The sequence below is a fragment of the Fibrobacter sp. UBA4297 genome (assembly GCF_002394865.1).
Lineage (GTDB): Bacteria > Fibrobacterota > Fibrobacteria > Fibrobacterales > Fibrobacteraceae > Fibrobacter.
Genome location: NZ_DGUZ01000007.1, coordinates 74,537 through 91,585, shown reverse-complemented (window position 1 = coordinate 91,585; position 17,049 = coordinate 74,537). Strand labels below are relative to the sequence as shown.

Below are 17,049 nucleotides of genomic sequence, written 5' to 3'. Positions count from 1 at the left end.
GTCTCGTTAGTAAGGTCGAATTCGAAATTTTCCACGCGTTCTTTAGGATCGGAAACTGGTTTGTGATTCATCCAGTTGTACCCGTGGACGGTTTTTGCTACCATCTTTTTGCTAGGAATCAGGTCCTTCCATTTCTGTTTCGTCTCGAAACTCCTGAACGGCGGGTAGTCGGGGTCTTCGTCCTTGAGAATTTGTTTGCAACGTTCTTCGTCGTAACAGGGATTTGGATTGGAGGGTGCTCCAATCATGGGTTCACCCCAGCAGGGATCACAATTCGAACATTGATCCGTGTCGCATTCGTTCTCCATCTTCTGTGGATCGGTGCCTTCTCTACAAGCGACGGGGCATTGGTAATACTCCTTGTCGAGCGGGTCGAACTTGTTATGGAGCCGTTCCCATTGTCCGTCAACGCACCTGTACATGACAGCGTTGTTGTTGATGTCATTGTCGCATCTCAGTTCGCCGTTCAGGCACTCGCCGCAGATGGCCTTGTCGGTACGGCACGACTTGTTGCCGCATATGGAAACGGCTTTCTTAGCTTCGCCGGCGACGCACTCGTAGACGGTTCCCTTTCCTTCGTCATCGTTGGTACAGGTGTGTTCGTAGTTCGTGCACTCGCCACATGCGTTGTCGCGCGGGTCGCAGGATTTTCCGTTACAGCTCTCGGTCACCTTCTTGCCCTTTTCGCAGCGGGTGACTGTCGCCTTAAAGTTTTTGTCTTCGGTGCAGGTCTGTACGTCGTTGAGGCATTCGCCGCAATCCGTGCCCTTTTCGTTACAGGAGACCAAGCCACACGAGCGGTTCACGACAATTCCTTTTATGCATTCCTTGACAATACCGATTCCCATGGGGCTGTCGGAGCAGGAGTTCTTGTAGCTATCGTCACATTCGATTTCAACAGCGTCCTTGTTTGCACATTCCTTGCTCTTGGTATTGCAGAGCACGCCTTCGTCACAAGCAACGGTCTTACAGACGCAAGCACCATCTTTTGCGGTACCACCAGAAGCCTTGCACAGGTCAGCAAAAGTTGGAGCAGATGCCGAGGAAGAGCTTGACTTGGATTCAGAAGAGGCGGCAACAGAGGAAGAACTGAGCTTGACCTGGTTTCCGCAAGCACCCGTGACAGTGTTGCAAACGGCACCTTCGTCACAGACATCACCCTTACAGACGCAGGCGCCATCTTTCATAGAGCCACCAGAAGCCTTGCACAGGTCGGTAAAGGTCGGGACATACGCCGAGGAGGAGGTAGACTTAGATTCGGAAGAAGCGGCTACAGAAGAAGAACTTTTTTTGGAATCAGAAGATATATCGGAGGGCTTGCTACGGTTTCCGCAGACACCCGTGATTGTGTTACAAACGGCACCGACGTCGCAGAGTTCCTTATTACAGACGCAAGCCCCGTCTTTTGCGGTACCACCAGAAGCCTTACAGAGTTCCGTAAAATTCGAGAGTTCGTCCTTACCCTTGGACGAGGAACTGGCCTTGCTACTAGATGATTTTGCAGAACTTAAAGAATCTTTCTTGGAAACAGGAATCCAGTTTTCGCTGTGGCAATAGTAATCAGCATCTTCTTTTTTGGCATAAACTGTATCGCCTTCATTTTCATCACCACATATCCCAAGTTCGTAAATCGAGTTGACCTCCGTAATGATTTCTCTTGGGAGAGTCTCATCGCTAGATTCATTACTACAGGCGACGAGAATTGTCACGACCATCATAGCCGCAAATAAAATGTCTAAAATTGTTTTTTTCATGATTTTCCTCGATAACAAGGGAAAAGAAATAAAATCTTACGTAAAATTTAAATAAAATAACAATTCACGTCAACGCGCTTGGGCGTTACAAGTTCAATGAAACCAATTCCATTGAAGTCTTACCATGCGACGTAATCCAGCAAATTTCAACAAGCGGATTCTTTTCATAATTCCACATTTTTTTTCTTTTTTCTTTAAAATCCCCTTGCCAATGCGTTTTTTCTTTTCTATAATTGTGCGCGTCCTAAGCGACTATGGATGATTAGCTCAGTTGGTAGAGCAGCTGACTCTTAATCAGCGGGTCGCAGGTTCGACCCCTGCATCATCCACTAAATACCAAACCGAAAGGCAAGGTATTGCAAATACAAAAGCGTCAGACAAAGCTAAGCGTTTTTGAAAGCGAAAGCGGAATCTAACGAACTTTGAAACTGCGGCTTTTGATTTTTGCAAAGACATAGCTCCCTTCGAAAGACGGGATTGCGACCTAAGAATTTTGGATGATTAGCTCAGTTGGTAGAGCAGCTGACTCTTAATCAGCGGGTCGCAGGTTCGACCCCTGCATCATCCACTAAACACCAAGCCGAAAGGCAAGGTATTGCAAATACAAAAGCGTCAGACAAAGCTAAGCGTTTTTGAAAGCGAAAGCGGAATCTAACGAACTTTGAAACTGCGACTTTTGATTTTTGCAAAGACATAGCTCCCTTCGAAAGACGGGATTGCGACCTAAGAATTTTGGATGATTAGCTCAGTTGGTAGAGCAGCTGACTCTTAATCAGCGGGTCGCAGGTTCGACCCCTGCATCATCCACTAAACACCATCTCAACGAGATGGTGTTTTTTTATAACACAATTCCAGCACATAAGCGCAACACAAAGCGCCCCCAAGCCTTAATACCGCAGTCCCATGCAATGCCAGGTAAAGCCGACCGCAATAAACGGCGAAAGCCCCTTCGCCTGCCCGATATCCGAAATATTGATGTTCTGCACCCCAAGCTTTAGGCGCACGCCGAAACGGTTCCCTATCCCCGGCTCGAAGAAACTATCGACAGGCTTCCCGATCAGCTTCGGGAACAGAGCTTCGACATGAACACCAAAGCCATAGCGGAAATATCGTTCCTCAACTGCAGCTAATCCGAGATTGCCCCAAACGCCGCTCTCGATATAATCCGTCTTCAGCCACAAATACCCAAATTCCACATGCGCGCCCAAATCGTTCGTACCACAAGAATCGCACCTGGCATCAAGCTTGCGGATACTCAACCCAAGCCCAGCAAACCAGTTGCGGCTATAAAGATTGAAACCAAAATCCAAATAAAAGACCGGATCAAAACCCGGGAAATCACCCGCTAAGAACGGACGCCCGAAATCGGCATACGCATTAAAGCGCCCCCTCCCCTCGCCCTTAACAAACTTTTGCGGCGTTGCGCTAGGCACTTCGATATTCGCGGTCATCGCAGTTTGTACGTTCTCTGCATTCAAATCGACGTCATACTTCAATCGGTGCGGGAAATACAGAAGCTTCTCGAAAATAGAAGTATCGACCAGAGAATAACATTCTTCGGAATAGCCGTCCATGAAGAAGATTCGCTTGACAGTCATCATCTTTTCTTCGGGTTCATTCAAATGGCTCATCATTCTCTGTGAAATTTTCCAGGACGTGTCTTGCGAAATATCCGGCCCCACATACGCAAACGAAAAGAGTTCCTTTTTCTCTTCGCCCGGTTTTGGCGTCACCCACGTCTTAGTTACCTTGTCATAAACTTTATCTACGCGAATTTCGTCGTGAATCAAGAAAAAGCCTTTCACATTCATCGCCGAATAACGTTGTTCAAACATCTGTTGGTACTTTTCAGGCGCCAGCGTCAACAATTCATTTTGCCGTTTCTGCTTGTAGTCAGACCAGCCCATAAAAGACTGGTACACTTGCGGAAAGTTCTTTTCGAATTCCGAATTGTACACGTCAAAAGATTCACGTTGCAAGTATTCTCTTTGAATGAGCTTGCCATAATAAGCGACCGGGGCGGTTTCCAATTTTTGAGCCACCGTCTGCATTTGAGAAAATTTGTCTACAACAGATTTAAATGAGATGTGCCAATCATCAATTTCCCAATTTGCAAAAGAAACCGAAATAGCGATCAAAAGGAGTACAAGGCTACGCATTACCATTTTCACGATTCTCCTTTTATTGAAGGTTTTATTGAAAGTTTGAATTCAATAGACTTTTGGGATTAATATACACAAAGAGTGGTTTTGAAAACCACGCCATTTACACACAAAAAAAGACCCCGCACGAATGCGGAGTCCTTTTCAAGATTTCGAGAATCTAGTTTGCGAGCCTTAGCTCAACACCTTATTCCAAAGTGATGAGGGTAAGGGTGCGCTTGCCAACCTTGATACCCTTCGTGATATCGACAGTCTTAGCCTTCTTGGACGGGTCGTTTGCCCAGCCTTCCTTAAGCTTTTCGGAGGTCTTGTCCAAAGTCTGGACCTTGGCCTTGCCCTTGAAGCCCGGAATGTCAAGCTTGATGTCGAATTCGCTGTACGGGCTCTTGTTCACGAGGAGGAGCTGCTTCTTGTTGCCGTTTACAGTGTAGTAAGCGGTCAAGAGAGCGTCTTCGTCACCCTTGATGGTGGTCTTCATGAGCTTGCCACGGAGAGCGTCGGAAGCCATCTGGAATGCCCAGTAGCTCGGGCGCGGGCAGTTCATGCATTCTTCACCAGAACGGGTCAAGTAACCGTAGTCACCGCCTTCCGGAGTGATGTCGTTGTGGATATCCCAGTACTGAGCGTTGTCGACGTTTTCAGTAGCGAGCATACCGAGGTAGTCAGCGACGAACAAGCCGTTTTCGACAGACAAGGTCTGCGGACCCGGGTTGAAGTCAACAGAGTTCCATTCGGTGAGCCAGAGTTCGATCTTCTTGCTCTTGTTGAACTTTGCAGTCCACTTGTCGACGACCTTGTGCAAACGTTCGTAGATTGCAGTGAGGGTCTGCGGAGCAGAGAGCATTGCGAAGTCGTTTTCTTCACCGAAGTGCTGCGGGTAGTGGTGGACGATAAGACCGTCAGCAATGTCACCCGTTTCAGCAAGGACCTTTTCGTTCCAGTCGCCTTCGAGAACGCCGAGCACAGCCACCTTGATGGTCGGGTCAACTTTCTTCATGGCTTCGATGAACTTACGAGCGCGCTTACCATAGATGGTACCGCCGTCCTTACCATACTTTTCGTAATACGGATGCCAGTTACCGTAGATTTCGTTACCGATTTCCCAGTAGAGGATGCCGGCCTTCTTGTCGATGTTCGTGTGCTTGACCCAAGCAGCGGCTTCCTGTTCCGTGCCAGAACCGAAGTTCACAGTGAACATGGCGTTAGAGCCAGTCTTCTTCAACCATTCGAGGAATTCGTCGGTATCGACCATCCAGTCGTGGTTGTCGAGGATTTCCTTCCAGTGGTCGTCATCAGCACGGAGACCACCCGGATAACGGATAATGCCGTGGTTGATGCGCTTTGCAAATTCACGAGTCTGAACCTTGAAGTTCTTGTTGTCGAGCATGTCGCCGTCCCAAAGGGCTGCGTTGATACCGAACAAGCCACCAGAGATTTCCGGGTTGAGAACTTCCTTTTCGCCCTTCACCAAGACCTTGATGACAGCCGGACGTTCCTTAGCCTTGACAGCGCGCTGGTTGGTGAGGCGGATGTTGTCGATCTTGAAGCCACCGGCAGTACCTTCACCACTCGGCTTGAAGTCGAGAGCAGTTACACCCTTGAGGTCGAAGAGACCGTTTTCAACAGCGTTAGGCGGTTGATAGTACGGGAACTTGCCGAACGTACGGAACGGAACGAGGATTGTGGTCTTGCCCTTCGGAGCACCGACGTTAGAAACGAAGATTTCGTTGCCAGCATCCTGAACCTGAACGGTGATGGACTGCCAAGCCTTGTCGGAATAAACGTCAAACATGAGGCCCCAGTGCTTGGTCCAGTCACGGTCAGCAGCCGGACGGCCATTCTTCTGCATGTCGAGCACGACGTCAACCCAGTCAGCAAGGAGGTAGTGTTCGATATTCAAGCAGTTGCTCTTGAATTCGGCGCAGTTTTCAACCTTGAACTTGAGCTGAGACTTCGGACCGGTGGACGGTTCCCACTTGTCCTTAGCAAACTTGCCTTCGAAGTCGGAAATCACGTAGTCCGGAGCGTTGGACTTGAAGGAATCCCACTTGAGATCCGGGTCCACCCAGTCGATGTTGGACGTGAAGGTAATCTGGTCCACGAAGACCGTCACAGGAGCCGGCTTGCCCGGTTCGCCTGCGTTTTCGCCCTTACCGACAGAGAAGCGGATTTCCTGAATCTTGTCCCACTTGATGTCCTTAGCGACTTCAGCGGACTTGTTAGCGTCCCAAGCCTTACCCTTGTCGGTGAAGCGCTTGAGAGGAATCTTGGCGAGCTGCCAATCCTTGGAGACCTTGATCCAGTCGTTGAGGCCGACCTTGGTCTGGCTCTTGATGTCGTTGCCCTGGTTGTCGAGGATACCGACATAGAGCTTTTCGCCACCGAGCTTACCCTTGATCCAGAAGTAGAGACCGCCCTTGTCGCGAACCTTGGAAAGGTCAATGAACTTGCCTTCACCGAGAGAGTAGGTCACGCCAGACCAGTCGTTGTTATCGATGTACATGGCGAGCACGTTCTTGTTGCCCGGAGTCTTGGACTGAGCTTCACGCTGAGCAGTAAGACCACCGTAGCTGTAAGAGAAGCCCTTGACCTGGTTGTCATAGAACGTAGCGAGCGTCTTGGCCTTGCCATCGAGCTTTTCCGGATTCTTCGGACCATCGATGATGTCGTTGTTTTCGTCCCAGTAGACAATCTGCTTCTTCGGGGCTGCCTTCTTGTTGCCCTTCACGATTTCGATGTTGTCGACCCAGACTTCGAATTCGCTTGCAGCGCTCTTGTCAATGGAGAAACGGATTTCAGCAATCTTGTCCCAGTCGATACGAGCCGGGAATTCGGACTTGCGGGTGTTGTCCCAGTAGAGACCACGGTCCGGGAAGTCCACGAGAGGAATGGAAACCTTCTTCCAATCCGTCGTCACGGTGCCACCTTCGATGTACTTGTTCATCGGAAGCACGACCTGAGTCTTCTTGCCGTCAGAAACTTCTTCGTCGAGGAGGCCGACCTTAACGGCTTCGCCACCATGCTTGCCCTTGATCATGAATTCGACCTTGGAATCGAGCATGTACTTGTTCAAGTCAAAGAATTCGTTGTAAAGGCAGATGGACGCACCGGAGTATTCCTTCGGGTCCAACTTGATGTTGAGGGCTGCCTTAGACTTGTAACCACCAGACTTGGTGATAGTAACACCCTTGCTCGTGCCACCGTAAGCGTAATCGTATCCACCCGGACGGTACTGTTCATCGAAGAACTTGTACACAGCCAGATGCGGACGTTTCGGCTGAGCCATTGCAGCTGTGACACTCAAGCCGAGGACGGCGAGCGAGGCAACTTTCAATGATTGCTTAATCATAATGTGCATCCTTTTGTTGTTTTTTTGAATTTAAATTACAAACTTGGAAATTAAAAAGCGCACACGTCAATCAATTTAACGTGCACGCCTGAAAACGTAGTTACTTGGTTTCCTTCAACATCTTTTCGACGAGATCCGGGCTGAAACGGTCCTGACGCTTGCCGTTGATGTAGAAGTTCGGAGTTCCCTGAACGCCGACCTTGACGCCCAACTGGAAGTCCTTGTCGATGCGAGCGCTCATAGCGGAATCGAGCACCATGTCCTTCTTGAACTGTTCGATGTTGAGGCCGACTTCCTTAGCTACAGCGAGATAAATGGAATCGCCGAGTTCACGGGAATGCGGTGCGAGAGCGTAACGGAATTCCCAGAACTTGCCCTGCTTCTGTGCTGCAATAGAAGCAGCGGCAGCAGCCTTGGCATTGGAGTGGAAGCTAAGCGGGAAGTGCTTATAGATGAACTTGATTTCGTTCGGATACTTCTTGTTGAGTTCCTGCATTGCCGGTGCGATACGAGAGCAGTACGGGCACTGGAATTCGGTGAATTCGACAATCGTGAGCTTCGGGTTCTTGGTGTTGCCAAAGACCGGGCTATCTTCGTCCGGGATGTCCCAGACCTTGTTGTCGGCTTCCATTTCGGCACGGGCCTGTTCGAGGGAGATGCCGCGCTTGTCGAGAGCGTACTTGATGATTTCAAATTCTTCCTTGACCTGCTTGAAATCCTTTTCGAGGTTATCCAGGCGAGCCTGCTGGTTGAACGAACCGCCAGCGGAAGCTTGGTTGCAAGCGACGAGGCCGGAGACTACAAGAGCCATAGCAATGAGAGAGAGACGTTTCATTTTAGTCCTTTGATTTAAAACTTAGGGGCAGAATTAACCCACGATGTGTGAGAAATATAATAATGAAATGTTAGTTTGATTTGAAAAAAACTTCAAAAAAACATACACAATCGTCTCATCTGTATCTGCAAAAAACGATTGTAAAATCTGATTCTTTGAGCATTTTTGCAAAAACAAAACCATAAGTCCATGCAAATAAACAAGATACAAAAAATGATCATTGAAAAAGAGCGCTACAGAGCCGATTAAAATTTTACAAAGTAGATTTAAAAAACAAAAAGCCCCTGTCATCAAACAGGGGCGGTTCCGTGAGCCGTAGGCGACTACAAGCAGTGAGCGCGGAGGTCTTCGTCGCTCAGAGTGCTAAGGTATGCAGGCGGAACGTCAAGAACGGTCTTACAACCAGTCTGGCCGTTAGCCTTCATACGGAGTGCTGCGCGGGCGTAAGCAACGAGAACGCTCGTCGTGAATTCCGGGTTGGAATCGAGCTTCAGGCTGTATTCAATCACGTGCGTGTGTTCCAAGTTCATGCCGGTCTTGCCGGTACGAATCACGAAACCGCCGTGAGCCAGTCCGCTGTGGTTCTTGTTGAATTCTTCTTCGCTGATGAAGTTGACTGTCGTGTCGTATTCGTCGAAGTAGTTCGGCATCGTCTTGATGGCGTTTTCGATATAGGCCTTGTCGGCACCTTCTTCGGCCACCACGTAAACGAGACGAGTGTGCTTCTGGCGCGTGGTGAGTTCCGGCATAGAACCGCTACGGACAGCTTCGAGAGCAGCTTCCACCGGGCAGGTGTACTGCTTCGCGTTCTTCACGCCCTTGATGCGGCGGACAGCGTCGCTGTGGCCCTGGCTAACGCCCTTGCCCCAGAACGTGTAGTCCTTGCCTTCCGGAAGGATGGACTGGGCATAAACACGGTTCAGGCTGAACATGCCCGGGTCCCAACCCACAGAAATCATCGCGATGTTGCCGGCGGCCTTGGCGGCAGCGTCAACAGCGGCGAAGTGCTGCGGAATCTTGGCGTGCGTGTCAAAGGAGTCGATCACGTTGAACATGGCGGCGTACTTCGGGGTAAGCACCGGCAGGTCCGTAGCGGAGCCGCCACAGATGATGAGCAGATCCACCTTATCCTTCCAGGCTTCCATTTCAGAAACATTCAGTACCGGAACGCCCGCCGTCTGGATCTTGACCGTAGAGGGGTCACGACGCGTGAAAACGGCGACCAGTTCCATATCCGGAGCCTGCTTCACGGCGCATTCCACACCGCGACCCAGGTTACCGTAACCGAGAATAGCAATCTTTGCCATAACAATATCCTTGTTTAAAATTTTTGCGTAGAAAATATAGGAAAGTAGGAAGTAAGAAGTAGGAAGTACACAGTGAAATTCATGTAAAAATTATAGGATATGCTGAAGCACGTTTTTTTCTAAACAATTCAAGCTATGAAGCTTTATAACAATCTTTACGCAGGATAATACACCGTCAGGACATCAGGGCCGATAACTGCAGATTCTTTAGCGACGATACCGGCAGGCAATTCAGGGTATTCAAGCCCAGCCTTGACGGCACCAGACTCGATAAGTTTTTCAAGGGAAATATCAACGGAAGAATCGGTGGAGCGCCAAATATCGAGGCGGTTCCAGAGAGGCTGCGCATTTTGCGTTTGCGAGAGATTGCGAGATTCGCCGTTGAACAGTTCGCGAGCAAGACGAGCACCCGGTTCCACCATCAGGCGGTGCATTCCGCGGGCAGACAAATCGTCAACCATCGCACGCCAATTTTCTGCAAACGAATCGTTCAGGAGTACAACGCATTCCGCAACATTCAGCAATTTCGGTTGCGCTACGCACGAAAACACAATTGGCGTTGCATCGCTAGCACTGAAAATTTTCAACCGCGAAATTTCATCGGCGCTAAATTCGTGATGCCCCGCCCAAACGATTTTCACGGGACTATTGCCTGCGGCATAACGCACATCAAGCCCCGGGTTATCGGCAAGGAGCGTGCCTGCGCCAACGAGAATGGCATCGCTCATCGCGCGGAGTTCGTGATTCCAGCAGTTCGCGCCTTGCTTTGTAATCGCAAGCGGCAAATGCTTGCCAGATGCATCAACACATCCCATAAATCCATCTTGCGAAATCGCAGATTTAATCTCGACAAACGTGCGCTTGGAGCGTACAAAATAATCATACGCTTCAAAATAGCGCTCGACTTCGTCAAAGACGGCTCGACCTTCCGCTTCACGCATGGCGCGGTTTTCAGATAACGTTCCCCGGAATTCAAAAACGCGGCATTCCGCAGAGGAATCCCCGTTTGAGCAATCGTCAACGCAAGCGCAAATGCAAGCTTCCACACCCTCATGGACTTCAATACCCGCTTCTTCGAGAATCTTGCGGGATTTTCCATGCACTACAGGATTCGGGTCGGAATGTGCAAAATAGACTTTCTGGATTCCGGCTTCAATAATAGCCTTGGTGCAAGGCGGCGTGCGCCCATAATGGCAGCACGGCTCGAGCGTCACAAAAATAGAGGCTCCGCGAGCGAGTTCACCCGCATCGCGTAACGCCATGACTTCGGCATGAGCGCTCCCGGGGCGCTGCGTACGCCCCTTCCCCACGACAATCCCGTCCTTCACAACCACGGCACCAACCGCCGGATTTGGGCGGCTTTCGCCTATCGCAAAAAACGCCTGCTCTAAGGCAAACTGCATGAAGTTTGTGATTTCTTGGGGCATTCCTAAATTAGTTCTGCGGCGGGAGAGCGAGGATACCACCTTCAACGTTGAACACGCGGGTGAAACCCTTTTCAACGAGGAACTTCGAAGCGGCCATACTGCGCTTGCCACTGCGGCAGTAAATCAGCAAGTCCTTGTCCTTCGGGAATTCACCCAAACGCTGCGGCATTTCCTGAAGCGGAATGTTGATTGCAGTTGCAGCGGCCATACCCTTTGCCACTTCGGCCGGGGTACGCACGTCAATAAGGACAGCTCCAGCCTTATGCATTTCAAAAGCCTTCTGCCAATCCACCGTTGTAATCGGAGCTACTTTCTGTTCCACAACAGCAGCGGCCGGCTGAACAGCCTCGACCTTTTTTGCAGTCGCCTGTTGCTTCGGTTCTTCAGAAGAATTACAAGCCGTAGCAAGCATCATGGCGCAAAAAGAAATTGCCAAAAACTTATTCATTTACGTACTCCTTGAAAATACAAAGTAAAAGATAACTTATTTCACATGGGAATCGATAAAGCTAAACGTTTCCTGATAAGCCTTATCGCGAACATCCTTGCGAGAAAGGAACAAATCGTGCAGGCCATCGGGGATTGTACGCGTTGTCACCTTTTCGCCCAAATTCGGTGCCCATTCCTGAATGTGATCCACATTTAACACACCATCGCAATGCGTGTAATCTTCGGACCATTCCTCGCCCACTGCAGAGCAATCGCCATGCATTACAAGCACCGGTGACTTTATATCGAGTTTAGAGTGTACCCTTTTTTGACCATTCATAATTGCACGGAGCCAGCCCAAAAACTGCTCGGGACGAGATTCGCTCTTCCAATTTTCATTGTATTCCCATTCGCCCTTTTCATGTTTCAAAAGGGAATAAGCATAATTCGGGTCGCCTGTAGAACCTACAGAAAAATCCGGCATAAATATCGACAAATCGGCAAGAATCGGAAGCCCAATTTTACGCAGGAACCAGTTGAAATTCATGTCCAGGAACGGGCTATTGAGCACTAGCGCTGCAAAATGCTCGTCACTGCGGTCATTCACGTACAAAGACGAAATCAAGCCGCCCTGAGAATGAGCCACAATCACAAACGGAACGCGTTCCGCCTCTTCGTAATCGTCCACTGCAATTTTCTTGCTGAGTTCTACAGCGACATCAAGTTCAGCGTAAAACTCCTTGATATTACGCATGTCGCCACGCGGTTCGCCATCCACATACGAGCGTCCGCAATAGTGCAAATCAATCGCAAAGAATGCAAAGCCCGCAGAGTCCGCCTTTTCGGCCAGTTCCTTCTGGAAGAAGTAATCGTTGTAGCCATGCACGTACAAAATAATACCGCGCAGGCTTACATTGTTCTGCGAATCCGCACGCGGAGAACTCCCGAACGGATACTCAATGAGCGTCGAACGGAAAACTTCCTCGCTATCGGGGCTCGTCTCTATTGGGTAAACTTTAAAAGGCTCGCCGAGTTCCATGTCCACCTGCACTTTAGACAGGGACTTTTCAATAATATCGGGATCCACATCAATTTTTGACGTGCTATCCAACATCACATCGTGCAACGCTTCGGCATTCGCAAAATACACATAAACCGCCGATGCGATAAAGAAAAGCACCAGCGGAATAATCATGACGATTATTTTAACTTTTTTCATGGCTACATAATACTAAAATTAGCGACGCTCGGTCATTACGATAGAAGCTGCATCACGTCTTTTGCGACCTGCGACGGATTCAAGTGATTTTTCTCACAGAGATCCGCAAAGCTCACCTTGTCATAGAACTCTTTAGAAAGCCCGCGCACAAGCACCTTCGCACTTGTATCGCCAAGAGAGGTCGCGACCTTTTGACCAAAACCACCCTCGATCACGCCATTTTCGAGCGTGACAAACACATCGTGAGTCTTTGCAAGTTCCAAAAGCAAGTCCTTATCGACCCCGCTTGCATAACGCGGGTTCACAAGCGTTGCATCAATGCCTTCGCGACGCAGTTCAAGCGCCACAGCCGCAGCACGCTGGTAGAAATCGCCAAGACCGATCAATGCCACACGCTCGCCACGATGCACGACTTTGAACTTGTTGAGATTGGAGTAATCCTTTTCGAAAATATCGCTGCGATGGTGCACTGCATTGGGAATGCGGATTGCCACCGGATGTTCCGTCTGGTCAATCGCCCAGTCCGCCATCGTCTTGAATTCCTCAACGCAGGTCGGGCACAAATAAACTAAGTTCGGGATATTCGAAAGCATCGGGATGTCGAAAATGCAAAGGTGCGTCGTGTCGTTCATACCGTCTGCACCCGACATCGTCACCAAAATTGTCGCCGGATTATTGTTCGCGCACAAGTCTTGCGAAAGCTGGTCGTAGGTGCGTTGGATAAACGTGCTATGAGTACTGTAAACCGGCTTGGCCCCGCCCTTCGCAAGCCCGGATGCAAGTGCGACCGCATGTTCCTCAGCAATGCCCACGTCGATATACTGCTTGCCCGCCTCCTTACGGCGAGCCGCATGGAAACCAATCCCTGCCGGAACCGCAGAATGAATCACGACAACCTTCGGGTCGCTCTTGATTTTTGCCATGAGGTAAAGGCCAAGAACTTCGCTGTAATTTTCGCCACTGCCCCAGTTGATTTCGCCAGTTTCGATATTGAACGGAGCCGCCCAATGCCAGCCTTCGCGGTTCTGTTCGGCATACGAATAGCCACGGCCTTTTTGCGTATGCAGATGCACCACGACTGGGCGCGTCGAATTTTTCACGGACTTGAAAATTTCAATGAGCGAAGCGATATCGTTACCTTGTTCAAGATACTTGTAATCAAAGCCAAGCGACTTAAAGTAATTGTTTTCAGACTTGCCCGCAGTCGCGCGAAGTTCTGCCAGGGACTTGTAAAGCCCGCCGTGGTTTTCGGCAATGGACATTTCGTTATCGTTCACCACAACGATAAAATTCGTAGCGTATTCGCCTGCGTTATCGAGACCTTCAAACGCTTCGCCACCGCTCAAGGAACCGTCACCAATTACAGCAATCACATTGCCAGATTCACGCAGCACATCGCGAGCGGTCGCAAGGCCAAGCGCAAGGCTCACCGACGTAGAGGTATGCCCCACCATAAAGAAATCGTGTTCACTTTCAGTCGGTTCGCTATAGCCCGTCACATCGCCGTAATGCGATTCTTCCAAGAACGCCTGGGCACGGCCCGTGAGCATTTTGTGGCTGTAGCTTTGGTGGCTCACGTCGTAAACAATCTTGTCCTTTGGAGAATCGAAAACGTAGTGGAGCGCAATCGTTCCTTCGACAAAGCCGAGGTTCGGCGCCACGTGACCGCCACGCTTAGAAAGCTTTTTAAGGAGTGCTGTGCGCATTTCGGCGGCAAGCTGTTCGAGACTCTTGATGTCCAACGCTTTCACGTCGGCAGGGGACTTGATATTTTCTAAGAACATGGGACCTCATGATGCCCGTCAAGCGGGGATAATACATTGCGGTAGAAAAACTTTTAAAATAATATATACAAAAAACGCCCGCAAAAATTGAGATTTCCGCGGGATTTTGTTAAATAAGTATAAAGAAGCTACAGCACGTAAAGCGCAAGAACAACAACGAGTGCAATAAACGGGAGCGCAAACAACGCTAGGAATCGCAAGCAATAGAGCGCAACTTTTACATTCCAGAAGAAGAGGCGCCACCGCCCTAGTGCGTATCCCGTTGCCGTCGTAGTTGTAGTACGCCTCCGTCGTGCCGCGCGTGATGTGACACAGTTTTTCGGCAAAGTCCCAGTCCATCGCGGAGAGGTGCGGCATGGAGGCCATGCTGCCGTGGGCGTTGTATGAGAAGCTCGCGGAGATACTCCCGACATCATCCGGATTCTCGCAGAGAAATCCCAACTCAAGCAACTGCGTTTCTAAATCAGAAGATTCCTCCTGAAATTTGTGGGAATTAGTCCGTAAAGAAACGCTGGGCATTTTCAAAAATCAAACGTTATTTAATATCCAATATAATATTTTATGATTCTTTTTTAACTTGCGGTATTTGTCTGCAAGTCGTCTAAAATTTTCTCTTGCATCTGGGTTCATTTTATCGCATGAAACGTTTTCGTCTATAAATATTATAAGATTTAAAAAGTTTGCATACACAAAAATGGTAGTCCCAAAGGATTTTTTTATAAACATACATGCGATAAAAAGGAATCACACCATCGATTTGAATTTTTTCATAGCACCATGGCTCAAAAAAATGCTTTTGGGAATAGATTATCCGATGTCCAAATTTTAAACCTCTGTGAAAGCCCTCTTCCGTAAAGAAAAAGCAAAAAAATTGAGAAAAAATGAAAAAAATTGTTAGAAAATAAAGATCATAATCAGGTTGCATATTCTTCCCAAAATTTTCTTTAAAAAAAAGGTCATATATACATATTACACCCAAAATTCCAAAAAAAATTTTCCACGAAATACGCAATCTTACTACTACATTATTATCAAAAACACATGCTTCATCTAAAGTATTCATCATATTTATTCCCAACAAAATCTGATACCTTATAACCAACAACAACAGCCAAAATAAAAGACAAAAGCAAGCCTGATACCACATTACTCGCTACTAATGCAGCCACAGTTCCGGCCCCAACTGTTAAGAGGTCTCTACCCCATGGATTATTTTGAGTTACCCTGTTGACCGTCAAATCAATTACAGCCGATGCAACGGGAACAGCCCCACTTGCAATTCGAGCAATCTTGGTAAATCGTTTCATTATTGACGCATTACGAGCTAATGATTCCTCCGCTTTTTTTATCTCCATATTATAGTTTTTCGTACTAATACTTTGATCAAGCCGAGCCTGCTTTATTGTTGACACTTTTTCTTCAGCAGATTTAAAGCCATTCTTTGCACTGTTTTCTACCGTAGAAGCTGTTCTATTCGCTTCTTTTATTTTTTTCTTATTTAAGTCAATATTATCCAAATCCATTTTTTCTGCGTTTGCTAATGCATTCTTAACAGATTTTTTAGTTATACTAACCGACTTTCCAGCCACTTCATAAACAGAAGATCTCCAAATTGCGGCTACGTCAAGGCCAGACTCACTGGTATTTTCATCAGAGTTTCCGACATTATCTGTTGCAGAGGGCATATCTGTAGAAGATGTGGGTAACATATCAACAGAATAAAGTGAAGAAATCTCTTTTTTTATTTCACTTATTGATTTTGCTTCAGGAGTCTCCTGATTTTTTGGCTTTTCAGATTTAACCTTTTTTTGAACTTGTTGTTTTGGAGAATCCGATTCATCAACAAGAGACTCTCCATATATACTTCGTCCGCAATTAAATGTGCATCTCGGATCAAGAGGGCCACCTAAGAGTTGTCCTATGACATCATGATCAGGACTAGGTCCACTTCTTTTCCCATCTTTATCCAGCATGCCAACGGGGTTTCCGTGCACGTACATGTACACGTTCAACCCGTCGCCGATGCCTATGGAGTCGGCGGCGGTCCAGCGCCCCAGCCAGCAGGCGTAATAGCGGGCCCCGTGGTAGTAGAGGCCGCTTTCCTCGTCCTTCTCCTTGCCGGTGTAGCGGTAGCGCTTCCGGCTCACTTCGTTCGCATTCCTGCCCGCCCGGTAGCTTGTGTCGCCGTAGGGGTAGTATTCCTCGTAGCTGATGATGTTCGCAGATTCGTCCAACTCCAGCGATGCGGAGCCGAGATGGTTGTCGAGTTGGAAGCGTTGCACGGGCAAAGGGGCCGCGACACGGTTCCCGTTTTCCACCGTAAGCGTCTCCACCAGCGCGACGCGTCTTTTGTCGTCCATGACGTGCAGTGTCTCGCGCTCGGTCTCGAGCGTCCCGTTCACGGTCTTGCGCCAGATCTCAAAGCCGCCAAGATACAGCCTCGTCTCCACGACGCCGCTCTTCTCGACCACCTTCCTTGTGCGGATGCCGTTGCCGTCGTAGTTGTAGTAGGCATCCGTCGTGCCGCGCGTGATGTGGCAAAGTTTTTCGGCAAAGTCCCAGTCCATCGCGGAGAGGTGCGGCATGGAGGCCATGCTGCCGTGGGCGTTGTAGGAGAAGCTCGCGGAGGCACTCCCGACATCATGCGGATTCTCGCAGAGAAATCCCAACTCATGCAACTGCGTTTCTAAATCAGAAGATTTCTCCTGAAATTTAGGGATTTTTCTCTGCAACGAAACGCTGGGCATAAGGTTAATATAGGATTATTTTTTGCATAGATTAAA

Annotated in this window: 9 protein-coding genes, 3 tRNA genes and 1 pseudogene; 3 read left to right on the top strand and 10 right to left on the bottom strand. The window is 48.7% G+C overall.

The annotated features are described in order from the left end of the window. A pseudogene (locus B3A20_RS02860) lies at window positions 1-1,754 on the bottom strand (hypothetical protein); the annotation flags it as partial. A 256-nt stretch (window positions 1,755-2,010) separates the two neighbouring features. Between B3A20_RS02860 and B3A20_RS02855 the strand changes: the two are divergent. From B3A20_RS02855 to B3A20_RS02845, 3 genes are all read left to right on the top strand, one after another. Next, window positions 2,011-2,083 (top strand) — tRNA-Lys (locus B3A20_RS02855). A gap of 166 nt (window positions 2,084-2,249) precedes the next feature. Next, a tRNA-Lys gene (locus tag B3A20_RS02850) sits at window positions 2,250-2,322 on the top strand. Window positions 2,323-2,488: 166 nt separating this feature from the next. Next, window positions 2,489-2,561: transfer RNA gene (locus B3A20_RS02845), tRNA-Lys, on the top strand. Window positions 2,562-2,641: 80 nt separating this feature from the next. Here the strand turns inward: B3A20_RS02845 and B3A20_RS02840 are convergent. The 9 genes from B3A20_RS02840 to B3A20_RS02800 form a co-directional block, all read right to left on the bottom strand. Continuing rightward, window positions 2,642-3,919, bottom strand: a complete 1,278-nt coding sequence (locus B3A20_RS02840; RefSeq protein ID WP_290761615.1) for a hypothetical protein — start codon at window positions 3,917-3,919, stop codon at window positions 2,642-2,644. 184 nt (window positions 3,920-4,103) lie between these two features. Next, window positions 4,104-7,265 carry a carbohydrate binding domain-containing protein gene (locus B3A20_RS02835; protein WP_290761611.1) on the bottom strand — a complete coding sequence of 1,054 codons (3,162 nt, stop codon included), beginning with the start codon at window positions 7,263-7,265 and terminating at the stop codon, window positions 4,104-4,106. A 100-nt stretch (window positions 7,266-7,365) separates the two neighbouring features. Further along, window positions 7,366-8,100, bottom strand: coding sequence for a DsbA family protein (locus B3A20_RS02830; protein WP_290761609.1), 735 nt, complete (start codon window positions 8,098-8,100; stop codon window positions 7,366-7,368). A 323-nt stretch (window positions 8,101-8,423) separates the two neighbouring features. Continuing rightward, window positions 8,424-9,407 carry a diaminopimelate dehydrogenase gene (locus B3A20_RS02825; protein ID WP_290761607.1) on the bottom strand — a complete coding sequence of 328 codons (984 nt, stop codon included), beginning with the start codon at window positions 9,405-9,407 and terminating at the stop codon, window positions 8,424-8,426. A gap of 155 nt (window positions 9,408-9,562) precedes the next feature. After that, window positions 9,563-10,834 (bottom strand): bifunctional diaminohydroxyphosphoribosylaminopyrimidine deaminase/5-amino-6-(5-phosphoribosylamino)uracil reductase RibD, encoded by a 1,272-nt coding sequence (gene ribD / locus B3A20_RS02820; protein ID WP_290761605.1) that lies wholly within the window; start codon window positions 10,832-10,834, stop codon window positions 9,563-9,565. Window positions 10,835-10,841: 7 nt separating this feature from the next. Further along, window positions 10,842-11,282 (bottom strand): rhodanese-like domain-containing protein, encoded by a 441-nt coding sequence (locus B3A20_RS02815; protein ID WP_290761603.1) that lies wholly within the window; start codon window positions 11,280-11,282, stop codon window positions 10,842-10,844. 36 nt (window positions 11,283-11,318) lie between these two features. After that, a complete protein-coding gene (locus tag B3A20_RS02810) occupies window positions 11,319-12,482 on the bottom strand; it encodes an alpha/beta hydrolase (RefSeq protein WP_290761601.1) in 1,164 nt (387 codons plus the stop codon). Window positions 12,483-12,517: 35 nt separating this feature from the next. Beyond that, complete coding sequence (locus B3A20_RS02805) at window positions 12,518-14,266, bottom strand: 1-deoxy-D-xylulose-5-phosphate synthase (RefSeq protein ID WP_290761599.1); 1,749 nt, start codon at window positions 14,264-14,266, stop codon at window positions 12,518-12,520. A gap of 1,046 nt (window positions 14,267-15,312) precedes the next feature. Then, window positions 15,313-16,998: an RHS repeat-associated core domain-containing protein gene (locus B3A20_RS02800; RefSeq protein WP_290761597.1), complete on the bottom strand. Its 1,686-nt coding sequence runs from the start codon at window positions 16,996-16,998 to the stop codon at window positions 15,313-15,315. Window positions 16,999-17,049: the final 51 nt, after the last annotated feature.

What these genes read in the sequence shown, in the direction of transcription:
- B3A20_RS02840 (WP_290761615.1), bottom strand. Translation starts at nt 3,919, where the DNA reads ATGGTAATGCGTAGCCTTGTACTCCTTTTGATCGCTATTTCGGTTTCT.
- B3A20_RS02835 (WP_290761611.1), bottom strand. Translation starts at nt 7,265, where the DNA reads ATGATTAAGCAATCATTGAAAGTTGCCTCGCTCGCCGTCCTCGGCTTG.
- B3A20_RS02830 (WP_290761609.1), bottom strand. Translation starts at nt 8,100, where the DNA reads ATGAAACGTCTCTCTCTCATTGCTATGGCTCTTGTAGTCTCCGGCCTC.
- B3A20_RS02825 (WP_290761607.1), bottom strand. Translation starts at nt 9,407, where the DNA reads ATGGCAAAGATTGCTATTCTCGGTTACGGTAACCTGGGTCGCGGTGTG.
- ribD (WP_290761605.1), bottom strand. Translation starts at nt 10,834, where the DNA reads ATGCCCCAAGAAATCACAAACTTCATGCAGTTTGCCTTAGAGCAGGCG.
- B3A20_RS02815 (WP_290761603.1), bottom strand. Translation starts at nt 11,282, where the DNA reads ATGAATAAGTTTTTGGCAATTTCTTTTTGCGCCATGATGCTTGCTACG.
- B3A20_RS02810 (WP_290761601.1), bottom strand. Translation starts at nt 12,482, where the DNA reads ATGAAAAAAGTTAAAATAATCGTCATGATTATTCCGCTGGTGCTTTTC.
- B3A20_RS02805 (WP_290761599.1), bottom strand. Translation starts at nt 14,266, where the DNA reads ATGTTCTTAGAAAATATCAAGTCCCCTGCCGACGTGAAAGCGTTGGAC.